Below are 19,958 nucleotides of genomic sequence, written 5' to 3'. Positions count from 1 at the left end.
ACAGGGCCGGACCGCGACACGCAACTGATACGGTCGTCCAACTTCTACGTGGCGACGAGACGAGGGACGACATGCGCAGGACCACCTTCGAGGGCCGCACGGCTGTCGTCACCGGAGCCGCGAGCGGCATCGGCCGGGCCGCTGCCGTGCTGGCGGCGCAGCGTGGAGCCCGTCTCGTGCTGACCGACCGCGATCCGGTCGGCCTCGCCCGCACCGTCGAGCTGGTCGAGGGTCACGTCGTCCACCACGAGGCCCTCGACATCACCGACGAGGACGCGGTCGCCGCCCTCGCGCGCCGCAGCCTCGACCGGGCGCCCGTGGACGTCGTCATGAACGTCGCCGGCATCTCCACCTGGGGACGCATCCAGGACCTGTCGCCGCAGCACTGGCGCGACTGCGTCGAGGTCGACCTGATGGGGCCGATCCACGTCCTGTCGGCCTTCGTGCCGCCCATGATCGCGGCCGGCACGGGAGGGCACGTCGTCAACGTCTCGTCGGCCGCCGGGTTGTTCGGGCTCCCGCTCCACGCTCCGTACAGCGCGGCCAAGTTCGGCCTGCGCGGCGTCAGCGAGGTGCTGCGGTTCGACCTCGAGCGCCACGACATCGGCGTCACGCTGGTGTGCCCCGGTGCCGTCCGGACGCCGCTGGTCGGGACGGTCGACATCGTCGGCGTCGACCGCGACCACCCGGCCGTGCGGCGCACCGTCGAGCACTTCGAGCGGCACGCCGTCACGCCGGAGGCTGCCGCCGCGGCCATGATCCGCGGGGTCGAGCGGGGCGACCACCTGGTCTTCACCTCGCGCGACGTGCGGCTCGGCCACCTGGCCCAGCGGTGGGTGCCCTGGGCCTACGACCTCGCGATGCGCCGGCTCAACCGTCGCATCGGCGAGGTCATGGACGCGGCCCGATCCGTCTGACCCGCACCGCCGATGACGTGTACGGTCACGGGATGCGCCGCGTCCTCGTCCTCATCGCGATGTGCGTGGTGCTGGCTGGGTGCGGGGACGACGCGCCACGGTTGATCGGTGCCACGGCGCTGTCCCAGCAACAGGACCGCGTGGACTCCGCGGCGCAGCGGGTGGTCGGCGCGCTCGTGACCGGGATGGGCGCCGAGCCGCCGAGCCCTGACAGTCTCGGCCGAGGTCTGTTCGCCGGCTGCGACAACGGTGATCCCGACGAGGCCGCGTACTTCGTCGACACGTTCGTGACCTACGACGTCCGCCCACCCGAGCAGGCCGCCTCCGACGTCTCCCGGGCGCTCGACAGCGCGTCCCTCAAGCTCAGCGGCCTGGAGATGACCGGCAGGGGCACCTACACGGTCGACGGGCTGCAGGTCGACCTGTCGTCGCAGGAGAAGCGCGGCGGATCGGCCGGGCAGAACATCTTCGTCAGCACCGAGTGCCTGCGGATCGGCAAGGACGCCATCGCCGCCTTCAACGCCGCGAACGGTCGGGACGTCACCCCCTGACCGTCGCGGCGACGACTGGAACGGGAGCTACCGCTCCGCGTCCGACCCACGACGCAGCTCGTCGCGCTCGCCCTTGAGCCGCTTGACCTCGTTGCGACGGCTCTTGAGCCGCATCGTGACGATCGTGAACCCGATCACGAGCACGGCACCGATGACGACGCCGATCAGCGTCGCGGCCCGGAAGCCCGGGGCCTCGTTGTCCATGATGCTGCGTCCGGCACGCGCGGCTTTGCTGTCGCCCGCGACGACCGACAACGTCAGCCAGTTGGGGGCGGCCAACGCGATCGCGACGACGACCACGATGCCGCGCCACATCCAGCTGAAGAAGCGCCGCCGCACCTGCACCAGCACGAGCAGAGGCACCGCGGTGAACACGACGCCGTAGAACAGCCCCCACGTGGTGCCCCGCGTGAGGCTGCCACCCGCCTGGTCGCCGACGCGTTGCGCCCACTCGCGCGGGAAGAACGCGGCCGACAGGAGGTAGACGACGTAGGCGACCGCGACGATGACGATCGCCAGCACGATGCGTCGCACGATCGGGTGCGGGGTGACATCGGGCTGTTCGCGGATGCGGCGCTCGAGGTGGTCGTCCTCGTTCTCGGGGTTGTGCGCGGCCGAGCTCTGGTCATTCATGGATTCATGATGGCAGTCCGCCGACGATCCGCCCGGCCAAACGCCACGCCGGATCACCCGGCGGCGGACCGGATCGCCCGCCACTCCTCGCCGCTCACGAGCCCGTCGGCGACGAGGCCGGCCCGCCTCTGCAGCTCGACCACGGCCGCGAGCGTCCCCGGCCCGAAGTAGCCCGTGCGGTCCACAGCCTGCATGCCAAGCCCGGTCTGCAGGATCGCGACGGCCTTGGCCGCCCGGCCGGGGGCCAGCGTCTTGCCCGAGTAGTGAGCCACGCCGTAGGCAGCAGCCTTGGAACGGGTGAAACCGGTGACGGTCCTGCGCGTGATGCTCGGACGGTCGAGCGACGCCCAGGTGGGGTGGTCGAGGGCACCCGTGACGGGCAGCTCGTGCACCCGCTGCCAGGCACGCGTGGCCGTCCACGTCGCGGTGTCGAACCGTCCGGTCATGGGGACGCCGAGCAGCGTCTGCGCGGCACTCACGGCGCGGCCCGTGCTGCCGAAGGCCCGGGGCGCCCGTGACGTCCTCACGAGTGCCGTCGTCGCAGCGGCGCACCTGGTGGCCCGCGGCGCGTCGGTGGGTGCGGCGTACGAGCCCTTGAACCGCACGCACGGCCCGAAGTCTGTGACCCCGGTCGTCCCGGTCCAGAACGACGTGTTGCCGCGCGCACCGTTCCAGCTGAACGAGACGTGGACGTGATCGGTGTGGGCGTAGCTGGGACGCCAGCCCGCCGAGGTGTTGTAGACCGACCAGATCTTCTTGTTGTAGATGACATACATGATGCCGAGGCGCCGCGCGTTGACCCCGTCGTCGCGGGTGACCCAGGCGAGGAAGTCGGCGGCAGCGGCCTTCTCGGCCGGCACCTTGACGTTGACCATCCAGTCCATCGCCCGGCCCTCGCTGTGCTCCGACAACCCCTCGGTGCAGCCGCGCGAGATGCCGCCGGCACGTCCGATGCCGTACGTCCTCAACAGCAGGTCGCGCAGCATGCGGGGCCCGACCATGTCGACGGGGTTGCACGAGACCTGCGGCAGGTAGGGCGAGACGGGGTCGAGCGTCGCGGGCTGCGGCACGGCGGACGTGAGCCCGACCGGGGCCGCCGGCAGCTCGACCGGGGGCGCGCCGGCGGCACCCACGGCTCCTGCGGGCGCACCGCCGGCGCAGACGGCCGCGGCCAGCGTCGCGAGCACGACGACGGCGCGGCGCATGATGAGATCGCGCATGATGAGGCCCCCTCCCCGGGGCGGCTGCTCCCTACAGCGACCACCATCGTGCGCCCCACGGGCACCACCTGTCCCGACATCGGCGAATTCGGCGGTCCGCCACCCCCTCCGATAGGGTGGGGGGACGCCATGACTGCCCTCCTGACGCTCCATTTTCTTGCTGCAGCGGGGGCCCCCGTCCTCGTCCGGTTCATGGGACGCCGAGCGTTCCTCGCGCTGGCCCTGGCACCTGCCGCCTCGTTCGCCTGGCTGCTCCCGCACGTCGCCCGCGTCACCGACGGCGGTGCCCCCGAGCACCAGCGCCTGACCTGGATCCCCACGATCGGGCTCGACCTCGACTTCGTCATCACCCCGCTCAGCGGCATCCTCGCCCTGGTCGTCACGGGGGTCGGGGCGCTCGTGCTGGTCTACTGCACGTGGTACTTCAAGCCCGGCGACCACGAGATCTGGCGGTTCTCGGGCGTCCTGACGGCGTTCGCCGGATCGATGCTCGGGCTCGTGCTGTCCGACAACGTCTACGTGCTCTACATCTTCTGGGAGCTCACGACGGTGCTGTCGTTCCTGCTGATCGGGCACAACCCCGAGCGCCGGGCCAACCGTCGCGCCGCGATCAACGCGCTGCTCGTCACGACCTTCGGCGGCCTCGCGATGCTCGTGGGCCTCGTGATGCTCGCCGACCAGGCCGGCAGCCCCCGCCTGCAGGAGATCCTCGAGGCCGCCCCGACCGGCAGCAGCGTCACGGTCGCCGTGCTGCTGATCGTCGTCGGAGCGATCTCCAAGTCGGCACTGGCCCCGTTCCACTTCTGGCTGCCCGGTGCCATGGCCGCGCCCACCCCGGTCAGCGCCTACCTGCACGCTGCCGCGATGGTCAAGGCCGGCATCTTCCTCATCGCGCTGCTGGCCCCGTCCTTCGCCGAGGTGCCCGGGTGGCGGCCGGTGCTGGTCGGGCTCGGCATCGTCACGATGATCCTCGGCGGGCTCCGCGCGCTGCGGCAGTACGACGTCAAGCTGCTGCTGGCCTACGGCACCGTGAGCCAGCTCGGATTCCTCGTCGCGATGGTCGGTGCCGGCAGCCGCTCGGCGGCCTTCGCAGGGCTCGCCCTGGTGTGCGCCCACGGCCTGTTCAAGTCGACCCTGTTCCTCGTCGTCGGCATCGTCGACCGGTCGGTCGGCACCCGCGACCTGCGCGAGCTGTCGGGTATGCGGCAGGCACGCCCGACGCTGTTCGTCGTGACGCTCGTCGCTGCGGGCTCGATGGCCGGACTGCCGCCGCTGTTCGGCTTCACCGCAAAGGAGGCGGGCTTCGCGGCCTTCGCCGACCTCGGCGACGACCTCGGCTGGGGCGGATGGTCGGTGCTGGCCCTCGCCGGCATCGTCGCGGGCAGCATCCTGACCGTCGCCTACAGCGCCCGCTTCGTGTGGGGCATCTTCGCGACCAAGCCCGGCCAGCCGGCCTGCATGCCCAAGGACTTCTCGCCCGGCTTCCAGGCGGCACCCGTCGTCCTCGCGGTGCTGACCGTGGTCACGGGGCTCGCCGGCCCCTGGCTCACGCCGCGCGTCATGTCGTACGCCGAGGAGTTCGCGCCCGGGGCCCACGAGGCCGAGCTGACCCTGTGGCACGGCTTCAGCCTCGCACTGGCGCTGTCCGTCCTGTGCGTCGTCGCCGGGCTCGCGCTGTTCTGGTGGCGCAGGCCCGTGGCGGCCCTCCAGCACTCCGTCGCCGACCACGTGCGCGTGCCGGACGCGGAACGCGCGTACTACTGGATCATGCGAGGCGTCGACCGGTTGTCGGTCGAGGTCACCGGCCTGACGCAGCGCGGCTCCCTCCCGATCTACCTCGGCGTGATCCTCGTCGTCCTGATCCTCGTGCCGGGTGCCGCCCTGGTGGGCGCGTGGGACGACGTCTCCGTGCGCGGTGCCGACAGCCGCATCCAGCTGGCGGCGGCCGTGCTGATGGGTGGGGCGGCGATCCTCACGGTGCGTTCTCGCCGGCGTCTGCGCGCCGTCCTGCTGGTGGGTATCACGGGTTACGGCACCGCCCTTCTGTTCGTCGCGCACGGTGCGCCCGACCTCGCGCTGACGCAGATCCTCGTCGAGACGTTCCTGCTCGTGACGTTCGTGCTGGTGCTGCGCCGGCTGCCACCGTTCTTCTCCGACCGGCCGTTCAACGTCGCGCGCTGGGTCAGGGTCGCGATCGGCGTCGCGACCGGCACCGCGGTGGCGGGGTTCGCCCTCGTCGCGGCCAACGCACGCACCGCACGTCCCGTCTCCGACGGCTTCGCCAAGCCCGCCGTCGAGTACGGCGGCGGCGACAACATCGTCAACGTGACGCTCGTCGACATCCGCGCCTGGGACACGCTCGGCGAGCTGTCGGTGCTGGTCGTCGCGGCCACGGGCGTCGCGAGCCTGATCTTCCTCATCACCGACCGGTCCGGACGCCCACGCCGCGCCGAGCCCACGATCGGCTCCGACCCGAGCGCCAACGGCCGCTGGCTGCGGGCGGGTCGACCGTCGACCGACGCCCGCCGCTCGGTCGTCTTCGAGGTCGTGACCCGGCTGATCTTCCACACCGTCATGGTGTTCTCGGTCTACCTCATGCTGGTCGGCCACAACCTGCCCGGCGGCGGCTTCGCCGGTGGCCTGGTCGCCGGCCTCGCCCTCATGATCCGCTACCTCGCGGGCGGTCGTGCCGAGCTCGACGAGGCCGCCCCCATCGACGCGGGCGTCGTGCTGGGCATCGGCCTGGCCACGGCCGCGCTCTCCGGGCTCATCCCGACGCTGCTGGGCGGCGGCGTGCTGCAGAGCGCGATCGTCGACGTCCACATCCCCGTTCTCGGCACGCTGCACCTCGTGACCTCGGTGTTCTTCGACGTTGGCGTCTACCTCGTGGTCATCGGGCTGGCGCTCGACGTGCTGCGCAGCCTGGGCGGCGGCATCGACCACCAGATCGAGGCCGATGCCGACCGTGCCGCCGGTGCCGAAAGGGCCACCGCATGACCCCCAACCTCCCCCTGGTGATCCTGGTAGGCGTCATGGTCGCGGCCGGCGTGACGCTGGTGCTCGAGCGCAGCCTGACGCGCATCCTGATCGGCTTCGTGCTGATCGGCAACGGCGTCAGCGTGCTGTTCCTGGTGGTCTCCGGACCCGCCGGCACCGCCCCCATCGTCGGCCTGTCAGACAAGCCCATGAGCGACCCGCTGCCCCAGGCCATGGTGCTGACGGCAATCGTCATCACCCTCGGCGTCACGGCGTTCGGCCTGGCCCTGGCCTACCGCGCGTGGCAGCTCACGGGCCACGACGACGTCCAGGACGACGTCGAGGACGACCTGATCCGTCGCCGCGCCGAGCAGGACGAGACCTCCGCGAGCTTCGACGCCGCCGATGCGGCACTCCCCGACGAGGAGGGTTCCGACGCCCCGGCGCAGCACCCCGAGATCCACGAGGTGCCGGACGCGACGGTGCCGGAGGCCCTTTCGACAGGCTCACGGGGCGAAGCGGACGACTCAGGGGGCGAGGACTCGTGAACCAGATCGTGCTCCTTCCCGTCATCCTGCCCCTGCTGGGCGCGGGACTGTGCCTGGTGTTCGGGCGATCGGCCCGCGCCCAGCGCGTCATCAGCATCGCGATCCTGGCGCTGGTCGTCACGGTGTCGGCGGTGCTGCTCTACCGCGCCGACCACTTCGGACCGCAGACCGTCAACGTCGGCGGCTGGCCCGCCGACATCGGCATCAGCCTGGTCGCCGACCGGCTGTCGGCGCTGATGCTGCTGGTCTCGACGATCGTGACGCTCTGCGTCCTGCTCTACTCCTTCGGCCAGGGCATCGTCGAGTTCGGCCGCGACGCGCCGCTGTCGGTGTTCCACCCGACGTTCCTGGTGCTGAGCGCCGGCGTCTCCAACGCCTTCTTGTCGGCCGACCTGTTCAACCTGTTCGTCGGCTTCGAGATCCTGCTGGTCTCGTCGTACGTGCTGATCACGCTGGGCGGCACCGGCGCACGGGTTCGCTCGGGCACGATCTACATCGTCGTCAGCATGATCTCGTCGGTCGTCTTCCTCGTCGCGATCGCGTGCGTCTACGCCGCCACCGGCACGGTCAACTTCGCGGCGCTCTCGGGCCGCATCGCCGATCTGCCTCCCGAGGTGTCGACCCTGCTGCAGCTGCTGCTGCTCACGACGTTCTGCATCAAGGCCGCGGTGTTCCCGCTCTCGGCCTGGCTGCCCGACTCCTACCCGACGGCGCCCGCTCCCGTCACCGCGGTGTTCGCGGGCCTGCTCACCAAGGTCGGCATCTACGCGATCATCCGCACGCAGACGCTGCTCTTCCCCGACAGCGACCTGCGCACGCTGCTGCTGTGGGCCGCGGTGTTCACGATGGTCGTCGGCATCCTCGGCGCGGTCGCGCAGTCCGACATCAAGCGCATCCTGTCGTTCACGCTCGTCAGCCACATCGGCTACATGCTGTTCGGCGTCGCGCTCGGCAGCACCGCGGGGCTGTCGGGTGCCATCTTCTACATCGCGCACCACATCACGGTGCAGACGACGCTGTTCCTCGTGGCGGGACTCATCGAGTACCGCAGCAGCACGACCAACCTCGACAAGCTGGGCGGTCTCGCCCGCGCCGCCCCGGTGCTGTCGGTCATGTTCTTCGTGCCGGCCATGAATCTCGCCGGCATCCCGCCGTTCTCGGGATTCCTCGGCAAGCTCGCGCTGGTGCAGGCCGGTGTCGACGACCACCGGTGGCTGTCGTACGTCGCCGTCGCCGCGGCGGTCGTCACGAGCCTGCTGACCCTCTATGCGATCGCCAAGGTCTGGAACCGTGCCTTCTGGCAGCCCGCCGAGCCCGAGCACGAGGCGGGCGACGACCTCGGGTCCGACTCGCACGGCGGCTCGATGCACGGACGATCGGGCGTCTCGACCAAGACCGAGCGCACCAGCACCTGGAAGGTCGCCGACGAGAGCGATGAGCAGCGCCTCCCGCTCGGCATGGTGCTGCCGACGGTGCTGCTGGTGGGCTGCTCGGTCGCGCTGACGGTCGTCGCCGGCCCCATGCTCGCGTTCACGACCCGCGCCGCAGACGAGCTGATGCAGCGCAGCCCCTACATCGTCGCGGTGCTCGGGGGTGGCGCATGAGAGCCGCCGGCCGCGACCTCCTGAGCCGCCTGCCCGTCGTCGTCGCGCTGACGCTCGTGTGGGTGCTGCTGTGGGGCAACGTCGGCCCGATCACGGTGCTGGGCGGGGCGCTCGTCTCGCTGGTCGTCATGACGGTCTTCCCGTTCCCGGCGGTCGGCTGGCAGGGACGGTTCAGGCCGCTCGCCGCCGTCCGTCTCGTCGCGACGTTCCTCGTCGACCTGATCAGCGCGAGCGTGCAGGTGGCGTGGCTCGCGATCCGGCCCGCCGCCCCGCCGGCCAGCGCAGTCATCCGCGTGCAGCTCGCGACGCGCTCGGAGCTCCTGCTCACGATCACCGCCGAGCTCATCTCTCTGGTGCCCGGCTCGCTGTTGATCGAGCTCGACAGCCGGCGGGGCATCATCTGGCTGCACCTGCTCGACGGCAGCACCCCGGCCAAGGTCGAGCGCGCGCGCGAGAAGGCCCTCGCGCAGGAGCGTCGCGTCATCGCGGCACTCGGCGCAGACCACGAGGTCGTGGCGTGCCGCGGACACCAGGAGGCACACGCATGACCGTCGTCGGCACCATCTGCGTCGTCCTGCTGTCGATCACGGGAGTGCTCTGCATCGTCCGTATCGTCCGCGGTCCGACGATGCTCGACCGCACCGTCGCCGCCGACGTCTTCGTCGCGGCCAGCGCCGGTGCGATCGGCATCGAGGCCGCCGTCGAGCGCCACGGCACGACGCTCTCGATCCTGGTCGTGCTGGCCCTGGTCGGATTCCTCAGCTCGGTCAGCATCGCGCGCTTCGCGGCACCCGACACCGACCGGCGGGCCTATGACGCCGAGCCGACCGATCCCGACGACATGGTCGCCCGGCAGCCCTTCGACGACGACCAGACCGGCGACCGCGACGACACGGGTGCCCGGCTGCCGCGCGGGGAGGGGACGCCATGATCGACGTCATCGCCGGCACGCTGCTCGTCTCGGGATCGCTCATGGCCACGATCGCGGCCATCGGCATCGTGCGGTTCCCCGACGTGCTGAGCCGCATGCACGCGGCCACCAAGCCGCAGACCGTCGGCCTGCTGCTGATCCTCACCGGGCTGGCCCTGCGGCTACGCGACCTGTCCGACGTCACGGTCATCGTGCTGATCGCGGTCTTCCAGCTGCTGACCGCGCCCGTGTCGGCGCACATGGTCGGTCGCGCGGCGTTCCGCACCGGGTTCGCGCGCCGCGACCAGCTGACGGTGTGCGAGTTCGACGACGACGGCCGCTGGGACACCGAGGACGACGGCGGCCCCGTCAGCCCGACGCGATAGGTTCGTGACGTGCGTATCGCCACCTGGAACGTCAACTCCATCCGCAGCCGCATCGACCGCGTCACGGGCTTCCTCGAACGTCACGACATCGACGTCCTGGCCGTCCAGGAGACCAAGTGCCGCGAGGACCAGTTTCCCGGCCTCGAGCTCTCCGCGATGGGCTACGAATACGTCCACCGCGGGCTGAGCCAGTGGAACGGCGTCGCGCTGATCTCGCGCGTCGGACTCGACGACGTCGCGACCCAGTTCGCCGACGACCAGCCGATGTTCGGCGACCCCGAGATCGTCGAGGCCCGCTCAATCGGAGCCACGTGCGGCGGCGTGCGCGTCTGGAGCCTCTACGTGCCCAACGGCCGCGAGCTCGGCCACCCGCACTACGACTACAAGCTGCAGTGGCTCGAGCGCCTGCGACAGGCCTCGGCCCAGTGGCTCGCCGACGACCCCACGGCGCAGATCGCGCTGACGGGCGACTGGAACGTCATCCCCACCGACGACGACGTGTGGGACGTGACGGCGTTCGAGGGCAAGACGCACGTGTCGCAGCCCGAGCGCGACGCCTTCCAGGCCGTCGTCGACGCGGGCTACGCCGACGTCGTCCGGCCGTTCACACCGGGCCCCGGCGTCTACACCTACTGGGACTACCAGCAGCTCGCGTTCCCGAAGAAGCGCGGCCTGCGCATCGACTTCGTCCTGTCCTCCCCCGCCCTCGCCGCCCGGGTCGAGAACGCGTGGATCGACCGCGACGAGCGCAAGGGCAAGGGCGCCAGCGACCACGCCCCCGTCATCGTCGACCTGGCCTGAGACAGCCGCCCGCGCGGGCAGCATGGGTCCGAGGTCGACGCGGTGGGTCGCCCCGGCCTTGTGCTCGTCCCACGAGACCACCGCCGTGACGGTGTAGGTGCCGGGCTCGAGGTCGGCGTCGGCATCGAAGGCCACGGTGTCGGTGGCCGTGGCGGCGGTGGGCATCTCGTCGCCGCCGTCCTGGTCGACGTCGACCTGCCTCAGGTCCAGGTCGGAGCCCGTCTCCGCGACGACCTGGCACCACTCGGTCACGACCGGCGCCTCGACGAGACGCCGCTTCACGACGTCGATGATCGCGTCGCCACGCTTGACGTACTCCGACGACGGGTCGGTCGCCCATGTCGGCAGCACCTCCTGCACGCCGAGGCAGTCCGACCTGATCCCGACCGGGTGCGTGACGGCGTCGAGGGCGTCGCTGTCACGCATGAGCTCCTTGACGATCAGCGCGTTCCCAGGTGCCGTGAGCATCTGCGTCCGCGGGAAGGCACGCAGGTTGGCGGCGACGAGGCGCCGGGCGGACGCCGCGGTGATGAACTGGTCGCGGTACTGGCTGTAGTGGCCGAGGACCTCCTCGCTGACCTCCTCGGCGGGGCCCGGGGCGTCGAGATCGTCCCTCAGCACCGGCAGGACGTTCTCGCTGAAGTCGCCGCAACCGGACATCTCGAAGATCGCCAGCCGCTCGTCGCCGTCGTAGCGGCGGCCGAGCGCTGCCACCAAGGACGTGAACCCGTCGAGGTAGGCGACGCTGTTCCAGTCGGGGATGACCTGCACGGTGCCGTCGCGGTCGTACCGGTCAACCGCACCGTCCCTCGCGGCGAGCCAGTCGGGCACCCCGATGTTGACGTCCCCCGGCCGCAGCTGCTCGCAGCACGAGTCGTACGACGAGATGCGCAGCGTGAGCCTCATGCCGCGGGCTTCGTAGGCGTCGAGCGCCCGATCGATGACGCTGAAGTCGTAGCGCTCGTCGTCCGGTGCATCGGCCGGCAGGTCAGCGGGGTCGACCGGCTGCAGCGACCGCCACGTGAATCGCAGCGCCGCGTCCCGCGTCCCGGGCCATGCGGGCAGATCGCGGTTCGCCTCGTTCGACTGTGGGAAGAGGCCGGTGAGGATGTTGTCGAACTGCCCGCGCATCGGGTTGACGACGTCCGGCGCCGAGTAGGGCAGGACGCCCGACCTGTCGTCGTTCCGTGTCAGCGACACGGTCGCCGCGCCACAGGCGAACAGGACGATGACGCCGACGATCACCGCGCGCCGCCAGCGGCCAGATGAGAGGGTCACGGGGTTGGAGGCGATCAGCCGGCTGCCAGGACGCTCTCGTGCACGTCAGCCGTACGCCGGGCCGTGACCCGGATGTCGAACCGTTCGCGGACCCGCTCGAGCCCCGCGACAGCGAGTCGCTCGCGCAGGCCGGCGTCCGTCACCAGCCGAGTGAGCGCGGCTGCCGTGCCGGCAACGGTCTCGTCGTGCAGGAACAGGCCGCTGACCTCGTGCTCGATGACCTCGACGCTGCCACCGTTGGGCGCGATGAGCAGCGGCAGCCCGCAGGCGAGCGCCTCGATCGCGCTGCCGGGCAGGCCCTCGTGGGTCGACACGAGCGTGGCGACGTCCGAGGCCGCGTAGAGCGCAGCGATGTCGTTGTCGCCGGTGAGCAGGCTGACGTTGTCGCCGAGACCGAGCGACGTGATCAGCTCACGCAGCATCGGCTCGTCGTCGCCCCCGCCCGCGAGTGCGAGGTGGGTGCGCGGATCGGCGAGCAGCACCGTGGGCATCGCCTCGATCAGCATCGCCTGACGCTTGCGGGCGTCCAGGAAGGCGGCCTGCGCGATGACCAGGCGGTCGTCGTCGATGCCCAGCAGCTCGTGCCGCAGTGCTGCTCGTTCGTCGGGGCGGTGCCGGAAGTGCTCGGTGTCGACGCCGTTGTGCACGGTCACGACCTTGGCCGCCGGCACCATGAAGTCGCGCTGGGTCTGCACGTTGATGAGCTCGGCCACGGCGATGAAGCGCTTGACCGCACGCTGGCCGTGGTGACGCACCAGCCGTCGCAGCGGCTCGAGCCGCTGCGGAGAGCGTCACGAGTGCTCCGTCTGCACCGCCAGGATGCCCTGCCGTGCCAGGGCAGCGGCCGATCCGTGCCAGCCGTGATGGATGTGCACGAGGTCGGGCCGCAGGTCGAGGGCTGCTCGCTCGACGGCCGCGTTCCACGCGTCCTTGTCGATGACTCCGTCGGTGACGCCGTCGATCACACCGTGCTCGACCCCGGCGTCATCGAGCATCGCGGCATACCAGGCCGGTGGCTCCGCGGTGAACCAGCAGGACGTGCGGCCCCCGCGGGCAGCCCACTCGCGTGCGAGAACCGGGAACAGCAGCTCGACCGGACCTCGCTTGTTGGGATTCATCATCACGAAGTGCGCCACGTGCCTGCCGTCGACCATGGCGTCATGGCTGCCCGCGGACCACCGCGACAACCGGATCACGTCCGCGCGAGGATCTCCCGCCCGTTGGAACTTTCTTCTGCCCGGTGGCGGGTGATGTCACTGCGACCGAGCTGACGCGGGACATGGATCTGCAGCGGGATCATTCTGAGCACCGGGCTGAGACGTGGTTCAGGGAAAAGCGACGGCGGCCCGCCGACCAGCGTGAGCAGGCCACTCCGGACGATGGCCAGACCTCCCCGCGAAGTGGGGTGCCATTTTCAACCACCAGTGGTGGGTCGATGCTGCGCCTTGGCAGCCGGGAGGGGTGCCGAACACGTTTGAGCCCGAGACTCATGAGCGTGCGCTGCGGATGCTTGCCGAGGCGATACCTGAGCACACAGATAAGTCCGCGGCCGTCCGCCATGTGGCTGGGCTGCCAGGAATACCAAGGCCGTGCGCGAGGTATGACCACCGACGTGCTGGAGGAGAACCGTCAACTGGGCATCGGGCCGGCGAGCTCAGCAAAGCCGACGTCGACATTGGTCATTCCGGCACCGTCGTCGAGCGCTCGGATTTCAAGACCGTTGAGAACGAAAGTACCGATGGCGGACGGGTGTCCATATCTGGATCCCGCTTAATGAGGATCTCTTCAAACCCGACGATCCGGCCGTCGTCAGAGTCTCCCAGAAGGAGATGCCGCACGGTGGGCCGGTTCGAGTCGATGATCGACAGGCCCAGAGCGTCCCGTCCAGCGCGGTCCTTTACCGTCCCCAAACTTCGGAAGCCTACTTCGGATCGAAGCATGGTCCAGATTGCTTCTGTCAAGCCACGCGGTAGGACGTACGTCTCCGTCAGGTCTACTACTTCCCTGTACAGGCACATCGACCTGACGTCGCTCAGTTCTGTCGACTGACACCCGCTGTGAACGAGTAAGGCGGTGGACAGTCGTGATGGGTCGAGGGGTAGGGATTCGGCAAAAGCGGCATCGACCGTTCCAGGGGGAAGCGTCTCGCTGACCGCCTTTCGGCTGGCGGAACCGGTTGCTCCGCGCCCGTCCTGGGTCAACGGCTTACCTACCGCCTCACGAGTTGTAAGAGATCCGTCTGGGCGCAGCCAAGTCTCTGTGACGCGTGGGACAATCCGGGAGGTTTTGCCGTCATCGTTTTCGATGTACCAGTTGTCGGACTTCTTGTACTGGATAGGTCCCTGGTGTGCGGGTCCATGCCGAAGGTCCGCATCAGCGGCGCTCGCCAGCAGAGCCAGTGTCGAATCGGGGTCGGTGCCAGGCGCGTAAGCGATGCGCACGGCCGACGCGAACTCGAAATCGAGAACAGCAGGTGTGTCGGCCGACGCTGGAGAATCCCCAAACTGCCCCATCCCGAAGACGAGAGCGGCCGTGGCTGCGGCCGCAATTGCTGCAGCGACCATTCTAGGTCGGGTCTTCCAACGCCGTGTCGACGACTTGTCTCGGGGCTTCGTTTCGGGCCGACGGCGCTCCGTCGCCGCAGATTTCATACGAAGTATGAAATCGTCAGACGTCTCTAGTTGATTAGCCCCGAACAGGTCAGCGGACCGTCCGAAACCCAGTCGTTCAGCGTCTCGACGGAACTGTTCGATCTGGCTCGCTGCTTCTTGATCGTCGTATTCAGAGTTCACAAGGGTGCGCCTCCTGACCACAGCGGGTGTTGAGGCTCAACGTTTCCCTTCAGTTCCAAAGCACCCAAGCGTCGGCGTAGGCGATTGACTCGGCTGGTGAAAGCAGATACCGATATATTGAGAATCTTGGCCCCGTCCTTCGGCGTCAGTTCTCGAATGAAGGCCACGTCGAATAGCCATTGTTCGGCCGGCGTCAGTTGGTCGTAGATGAGGCGGGCGGCGTCTGAGTCGACAACGGTCTGGGCCACATCGTCGTGCGCCAGCATGGGTTGGGAAGACTGCCGGTCCTCCACGAACCTGTTGTCGTGATGTTTACGCGTCCGTCGTTGTAGCTCTTGCAGCACCTTGTTTTTCGCGATGCCTACGACCCACCCAGCCCAAGCCGTCGGGTCGGTGGGGAACTCGTCTCGCTTCTTCCAGGCAATTTCGAACGTCTCGGCAACGACATCACCTGCTGCTTCAAATCCGACGCGTCGCAACGCGAAAAGATGGACCGAGTCGCGGAGAGCGTCGTAGAGGTTTCGGAAGTCCTCTTCGGTCACAAGCGTCACGATATACGGCAGCCCGGCCCACCGTAGACCGCGTGCTGTTTCCCACTGTCAGCAAGAAGTGACAGTCGCGAGGTAGGCTGCTTCGGCTTCCGCCTGCCATCCACTTGTGTTCGCCTTGGCGGCACCTGGGTTGATGCACAAACTGGATCCGCCGCCAGACGGATCTGAATGCAACCACGTCCGTTGCATGCGGTTGTTGTAGTACGACTTGGTCGCTGTGAGCGTGATGCCCCGGTACGAGTTTGTCGCTGCGATGCGTTGAAACTGCCCGGTGAAATTTGTTCCAGACCACACACAGAAATAGCCGGCCGAGCATTGAGACATGATGTTTGGGCTCATCTCGTTTGCTTGAGCAATGTTGGGCTGCAGGAACAGAACGGTTCCAAGCAGCAACGCGGGCAGGCTTTTGGCTACGAAGTTCGAGTAGTTCATGCTCACTCATCGGCCAACACGACGATGCGTCACCGCTGCAGGAGAAATGGCGACGGACGGTGATCCGCGGTCCTCAACAGTGACAGCAAGAAGCTGGCGCGCAGGCTCCGATCCGTGCACCGCGCGGGCTCGCCTTATCTCCAATCGGGGCGCGCTGTTGGCAGCGAGAACGGCCTATCGGCGTTCCAGTGTGAGCGCGTGCGAGATCCGAGCGTTCAGGAGGAACGCCGGGTTGGGCCGGACCGACGGCATGTTGGAGACAGCATCGAGTTTCGTCGCAGCGGAGGTCGACCGCTCCAACAGGTTCTGCTCGACTCCATGCCGACCACCGGTGGGAGCCCACGGTCGGACGGATTTGTCGCGTGCTGACTGAACACAGATCGAGGTCACTGTCTCGACCTACCGCGACATCCGATCGCCGGTGCCGAGAGGACCGACACGACCGACGCCGCCCTGGTCGCCGTCAGTCGCCGTCAGTCGCCGTCAGTCGCCGTCAAGCGTCCAGTGTTCCAGACGTTCATCACGCGCCGCCGTGCCCGCGAAGAATTGGTGCCTTCAGGGCCTTGGTCACGGCGGGTCTCGGCGCGCTGCTCCGGCACGGTCTGAATTGCATTCATCTTCGACGTGCTCAGCCTAAGCAGGCATCCGTCAGCATCATGCAAGGATCTCGACAAATTCGAACGACTCGGCGATCCCTTTTTCCGGCTGGACCCGAAGTTGCTGAATCCGGCCGGACCCACTCGCGATGGTGTTGACGTTCTTCTTGCTGAGGAGACTCAGACGACCGCTGTGCACATCGAAGACATACCGGTGGATCCTGCTTCCCATCCCACTGACGATGTCGAAGGCAACGAGGTCGCTTGTGATGTCCAACGTGGACGCGGAGATCGAGTTCTCACCTACGTCGATATCGGCGATCAGGTTGTCTTTCGTGTCGAATATCTTGAGGTTCTGGGTGCGGGCCCTGTTGCTGCACGCTACGAACATGCCGTGTGCGAACGCCCCGCCGCAAAACGAACGAATACTGTCCATAGCTGCCACTGGCTCAGCCTTTGATCCGGCGCGGACAGAACGGCGTAGAAGGTCATCGCCCCGGCCGAAGTAGACCCAGTCGTCGTCTGCGAATACACCATCCACGTCTCGTTCGAAGAGGGACATTTTCGACGAGCCGTCGAGAGGAACTCTGTATGCCGACGTCTCGTTCTTGTTCTTTCGAACGGCAGAGACTGCGGCGAAATACACCTCCGAGCCCGAGATCCTTGGCACTGTTGAGCCTGCTGCCATCGGTACGGGCTTCACGCCGACGTCTGGAGCTCTGGCTAACTCGACGGTATGCCCGCCGCGAATTTGGCCACCGGGACCCAGCTCGTACGCGTACATCACCCAGTTGCTGGCCGATAAGTTGTCGGAGTCGGTCTCTACCCAGACGAGGTGCCCGTTGGAAAACGTCATCGACGTGAACTGAGTGGGGTCAGGGCGTGTTCGCCCGTTGGAGATCCGGACCATTTCTTTGGTCTTCAGATCGGTGATGAAGGCATCTCGTGGTGCCAATCCTGACTCACCGTCCAACTTGCTGATGCTCCCGAAGGCGATCCCGGCGCGCCGGTCCAGGCCGTAGTAGATGGCCTGTTCCGAGCCGAACTCCTGCCTCAAGACCGCAACCGTCTTGGCGTCGACACCATCTCGGATCAAGGTGGCTTCCGTCAGGGGTCTTTCGAATTTGGCTACAGGGATGCTGGGCGGCGTTGTACCGCCTGTTGCGCCAGAACTTGCACTCGCTGACGGGACACCCGCAGGCGGTGGGGACGAAGTACCACCACTACATCCTCCGAGAATCAAAAGAAACGAAGCGATCAGAGACCGCGCCCCCACCATTCTCATGAAGCAATACCGTAGTAGCCCGTGATGTATCGCGGCACGAACGCGCTGTTCCCGTAGTTGAACTGTTGATCCACGCCAGTCCAGATCGACGTGGAGGAGTCGAGGTAGGTCGTTCCCACAGCATTAGTGGTGTAACCCTTGACGACAAGCCAGTGCCTGATGGTCTGCCCGGCCGGATGCCCGTTGTAGTGATAGCCGCCCGCGGGTTCGTGGGTTCCGACGGCTGGTGCGTCAAAACCGTCGATGTGTGAAACAACCGTGCCTACGTACGAACTGACGCTCGGCGAGTCGTCTTGCAGCAAATAGTTGCTTCCGTAGAACTTGTCGAAACCCAGTTCCATGTCTTTCGTGCCCCAGTTAGTCGCCCCGTGCAGATCGGTCTTCAAGTAGTCCGAAGTCGCGAGGCGCGATTCGGTGTTGTTGTGGGAGGGGTTGTAGGCGCTCGTGTTGTGGCCCTCCCAAGCCAAGATCATCTTGGCCGTCGCCGGTCCGCAGTAGTTGTTGTCCGTCCCCTGTGAGTAGTACGGAACTGCCAGCGAGTGCGCGGTCGTGGCAGCTGTAGTTGCAGCCTTGCCAGCGACCATCCCTGTTGTGACCTTCGCCAGCTCAGGAATCGGGGCAGCACCTTCGGTAACCGATTCGCCAGTGGTGTCCTCGAAGGTTTCTACCGCTTCGGTGAGCGCGGATGCATCCAAACGCCCTTGCACAGCCTCACCGTATGCCGTGTACAACGCACGCCGGGCGTCAGCTTCAGGATCGACGCCAGGGACGTAATCGACACCGGGCCCGATTCCGTCGAAGACTGGGCCCGAATCGTCGGTCGCCTGGACCGAGGCCGTGGCAGTCCGCGGGTTCGATACCGCGAACAGGGCACCGACGATAGCCGCGACTGCTAGAGATCGTGTTCTTCTGGAACTCATCTTTGATCCTTCATCCGGAATTGGAAGCCGTCCTGCTCGAGGTTCGCGCAGGACTCCGAGATGGCTCCGCGATGATTAGTCCCAGTCGGACACGGTGGATCACGTCTCCCGCCTAGACAATCGTCGTCGGATTGCGAGAACGCAGTTTGGGAGAGGCTAGAGACACGCGTCAGGGCCGGGGGGACTCGTTGCCGGGTGTGGGGGTGACTGCTCAACTGACCCCGGGACCGATACAGGACTGGTGCGCGATCCGGTGGCAACTTGGAGTATTCGATACTCTCCGCTGCCACATCTCGGCAGGTCGGCCAGGAACGTGACTCCGCTGTGCACAGCCCAATCCTGGCCCGAACCAACTGTCAGTGGCTGGTTCTAGGTTAGATGTATGGCCACCTCGACCGCTTCGATCCTCGCCGATCTCGGCGATGTGACGAGCTGGCGTGCGCGAGCCGAGTGGTTCGAGGTCGCCCGGATGCTCGACTACCGCGACGCCGAGATGGCCCGCACCGCTCACGTCGAGCCGGCACGGTTGCGACAGGTCGAACGGTCGGCGATCGCGCTCGCGATCGCCGAGGCCACCCAGCTGTCCGAGGGGCAGGTCCAGCTGCGCCTGTCGGTGGCCGACCGTATCCGCCAACAGACACCTTCGGTGTGGGCCGCGTTCTCCCACGGCACCCTCGACTGGAATCGCGTGCGCGACATCTCGGCAACGCTCGAGAAGCTGCAGCGGGCTGAGTCGGTGCACCGGCTCGAGCGGCTGGTCGTCGGCTACGCCGCCGAGCACACGCCCGCAGAGCTCCGGCAATGGCTGAGGCGATTCGTCCAGCGGGTCGAGCCCGACCTCGCGGTCGAGCGCGCCGAGGCCCAGCGCCGCGACCGGCACGTGTCCGTGACCCACGGCGACGACGCCATGTCTTGGCTCAACGCCTACCTGCCCTCCCACGAAGCCGCCGCGATCGAGCACCGCCTCCGCACCGAGGCCCGCAAGCCCGCACCCGACGATGACGACCGCACCGTCGCCCAGCGGGAGGCTGACCTCCTGGTGGCCTGGTGCCTTTCGACAGGCTCAAGGGACGACGAGGTACGCACCAGCTCGGCCGTCGCGGCGAACATCGCCGTCACGATCGACGCCGACGTCCTCGCGGGTGCTGTGGCCGGGTTCGCCGAGTCCGCCGACGGACGCTGGGCCGTCCCCGCCCGGTGGATCGCCGACGTCGTCTCTGGCGGCAGCACCTTCTGGCACAGAATCGTCACCCATCCGGTGTCCGGCGACATCCTCAGCCACGAGTACCTCGGCAGGTTCGCGCCCGACATCCTCGACCTGGCGCTGCAGTACCTCCACGAGGTCTGTCAGGCACCCGGCTGCATGGTGCCCGCCACTCGGTGCGACCAGGACCACGTCACCCCCTGGCCCCACGGACCCACCCGGGCCGAGAACCTCGGCCCCTTGTGCCGAAGGCACCACATCATGAAGGGCCACGGCGTCCTGCGGTGGACCACCCGCCCCAACGACGCGTCGGAGCACCACGCGGCCTGAGTCGACCGAGCCCGTATTCTGGCG

The 19,958-nt window shown here is 67.9% G+C and carries 20 protein-coding genes; 11 read left to right on the top strand and 9 right to left on the bottom strand.

The window, feature by feature from the left end; genetic code table 11:
• Window positions 1-71 precede the first annotated feature (71 nt).
• The gene (locus JOF40_RS08300) at window positions 72-917 is read left to right on the top strand and encodes an SDR family oxidoreductase (protein WP_129185440.1); all 846 of its coding nucleotides are present in this window, start codon (window positions 72-74) and stop codon (window positions 915-917) included.
• A 32-nt stretch (window positions 918-949) separates the two neighbouring features.
• Window positions 950-1,468 carry a hypothetical protein gene (locus JOF40_RS08295; RefSeq protein ID WP_129185439.1) on the top strand — a complete coding sequence of 173 codons (519 nt, stop codon included), beginning with the start codon at window positions 950-952 and terminating at the stop codon, window positions 1,466-1,468.
• A 27-nt stretch (window positions 1,469-1,495) separates the two neighbouring features.
• On the opposite strand, the gene JOF40_RS08290 is transcribed toward JOF40_RS08295, so the two are convergent.
• Both JOF40_RS08290 and JOF40_RS08285 read right to left on the bottom strand, forming a co-directional pair.
• Entirely contained in the window at window positions 1,496-2,101 is a 606-nt protein-coding gene (locus JOF40_RS08290; RefSeq protein ID WP_129185438.1) for a hypothetical protein, read from the bottom strand.
• 53 nt (window positions 2,102-2,154) lie between these two features.
• Entirely contained in the window at window positions 2,155-3,321 is a 1,167-nt protein-coding gene (locus tag JOF40_RS08285; RefSeq protein WP_129185437.1) for a peptidoglycan-binding domain-containing protein, read from the bottom strand.
• A 129-nt stretch (window positions 3,322-3,450) separates the two neighbouring features.
• Here JOF40_RS08285 and JOF40_RS08280 point away from each other — a divergent pair, with 129 nt between their 5' ends.
• The 8 genes from JOF40_RS08280 to JOF40_RS08245 are packed head-to-tail and all read left to right on the top strand — an operon-like array spanning window position 3,451 to window position 11,815.
• Window positions 3,451-6,318, top strand: coding sequence for a Na+/H+ antiporter subunit A (locus JOF40_RS08280; RefSeq protein ID WP_129185436.1), 2,868 nt, complete (start codon window positions 3,451-3,453; stop codon window positions 6,316-6,318).
• The gene (locus tag JOF40_RS08275; protein WP_209674459.1) at window positions 6,315-6,845 is read left to right on the top strand and encodes a Na(+)/H(+) antiporter subunit C; all 531 of its coding nucleotides are present in this window, start codon (window positions 6,315-6,317) and stop codon (window positions 6,843-6,845) included. The genes JOF40_RS08280 and JOF40_RS08275 overlap by 4 nt, the downstream gene beginning before the upstream one ends.
• Window positions 6,842-8,449: a Na+/H+ antiporter subunit D gene (locus tag JOF40_RS08270; protein WP_209674457.1), complete on the top strand. Its 1,608-nt coding sequence runs from the start codon at window positions 6,842-6,844 to the stop codon at window positions 8,447-8,449. Before JOF40_RS08275 ends, JOF40_RS08270 begins: the two co-directional genes overlap by 4 nt.
• On the top strand, window positions 8,446-8,997 hold the full coding sequence (locus tag JOF40_RS08265; RefSeq protein WP_129185434.1) for a Na+/H+ antiporter subunit E: 552 nt from the start codon (window positions 8,446-8,448) through the stop codon (window positions 8,995-8,997). The genes JOF40_RS08270 and JOF40_RS08265 overlap by 4 nt, the downstream gene beginning before the upstream one ends.
• Complete coding sequence (locus tag JOF40_RS08260; protein WP_129185433.1) at window positions 8,994-9,380, top strand: MrpF/PhaF family protein; 387 nt, start codon at window positions 8,994-8,996, stop codon at window positions 9,378-9,380. The genes JOF40_RS08265 and JOF40_RS08260 overlap by 4 nt, the downstream gene beginning before the upstream one ends.
• A complete protein-coding gene (gene mnhG, locus JOF40_RS08255) occupies window positions 9,377-9,745 on the top strand; it encodes a monovalent cation/H(+) antiporter subunit G (RefSeq protein WP_129185432.1) in 369 nt (122 codons plus the stop codon). Before JOF40_RS08260 ends, mnhG begins: the two co-directional genes overlap by 4 nt.
• A 9-nt stretch (window positions 9,746-9,754) precedes the next feature.
• Window positions 9,755-10,546, top strand: a complete 792-nt coding sequence (locus JOF40_RS08250; RefSeq protein ID WP_129185431.1) for an exodeoxyribonuclease III — start codon at window positions 9,755-9,757, stop codon at window positions 10,544-10,546.
• 42 nt (window positions 10,547-10,588) lie between these two features.
• Complete coding sequence (locus JOF40_RS08245) at window positions 10,589-11,815, top strand: hypothetical protein (protein WP_129185430.1); 1,227 nt, start codon at window positions 10,589-10,591, stop codon at window positions 11,813-11,815.
• Between the two features lie 23 nt (window positions 11,816-11,838).
• On the opposite strand, the gene JOF40_RS08240 is transcribed toward JOF40_RS08245, so the two are convergent.
• From JOF40_RS08240 to JOF40_RS08210, 7 genes are all read right to left on the bottom strand, one after another.
• A complete protein-coding gene (locus tag JOF40_RS08240) occupies window positions 11,839-12,579 on the bottom strand; it encodes a glycosyltransferase family 4 protein (protein WP_129185429.1) in 741 nt (246 codons plus the stop codon).
• A gap of 36 nt (window positions 12,580-12,615) precedes the next feature.
• Complete coding sequence (locus JOF40_RS08235) at window positions 12,616-12,978, bottom strand: glycosyltransferase (protein ID WP_129185428.1); 363 nt, start codon at window positions 12,976-12,978, stop codon at window positions 12,616-12,618.
• Between the two features lie 525 nt (window positions 12,979-13,503).
• On the bottom strand, window positions 13,504-14,616 hold the full coding sequence (locus JOF40_RS08230; protein WP_129185427.1) for a hypothetical protein: 1,113 nt from the start codon (window positions 14,614-14,616) through the stop codon (window positions 13,504-13,506).
• Window positions 14,613-15,158 carry an RNA polymerase sigma factor gene (locus tag JOF40_RS08225; RefSeq protein WP_188111897.1) on the bottom strand — a complete coding sequence of 182 codons (546 nt, stop codon included), beginning with the start codon at window positions 15,156-15,158 and terminating at the stop codon, window positions 14,613-14,615. Before JOF40_RS08225 ends, JOF40_RS08230 begins: the two co-directional genes overlap by 4 nt.
• 57 nt (window positions 15,159-15,215) lie before the next feature.
• Window positions 15,216-15,599, bottom strand: a complete 384-nt coding sequence (locus tag JOF40_RS08220; RefSeq protein ID WP_129185425.1) for a peptidase inhibitor family I36 protein — start codon at window positions 15,597-15,599, stop codon at window positions 15,216-15,218.
• Between the two features lie 654 nt (window positions 15,600-16,253).
• A complete protein-coding gene (locus JOF40_RS08215) occupies window positions 16,254-17,291 on the bottom strand; it encodes a hypothetical protein (RefSeq protein WP_129185972.1) in 1,038 nt (345 codons plus the stop codon).
• A gap of 185 nt (window positions 17,292-17,476) precedes the next feature.
• Window positions 17,477-18,400, bottom strand: coding sequence for a C39 family peptidase (locus JOF40_RS08210; protein WP_129185423.1), 924 nt, complete (start codon window positions 18,398-18,400; stop codon window positions 17,477-17,479).
• Window positions 18,401-18,782: 382 nt separating this feature from the next.
• Between JOF40_RS08210 and JOF40_RS08205 the strand changes: the two genes are divergently transcribed.
• A complete protein-coding gene (locus tag JOF40_RS08205; protein WP_129185422.1) occupies window positions 18,783-19,934 on the top strand; it encodes an HNH endonuclease signature motif containing protein in 1,152 nt (383 codons plus the stop codon).
• Window positions 19,935-19,958: the final 24 nt, after the last annotated feature.

Origin of the sequence: Aeromicrobium fastidiosum, from assembly GCF_017876595.1 — a bacterium.
GTDB classification, from domain to species: domain Bacteria; phylum Actinomycetota; class Actinomycetes; order Propionibacteriales; family Nocardioidaceae; genus Aeromicrobium; species Aeromicrobium fastidiosum.
Note: the sequence above shows the minus strand (reverse complement) of the source record. Positions and strands in the feature narration are given on the sequence as shown.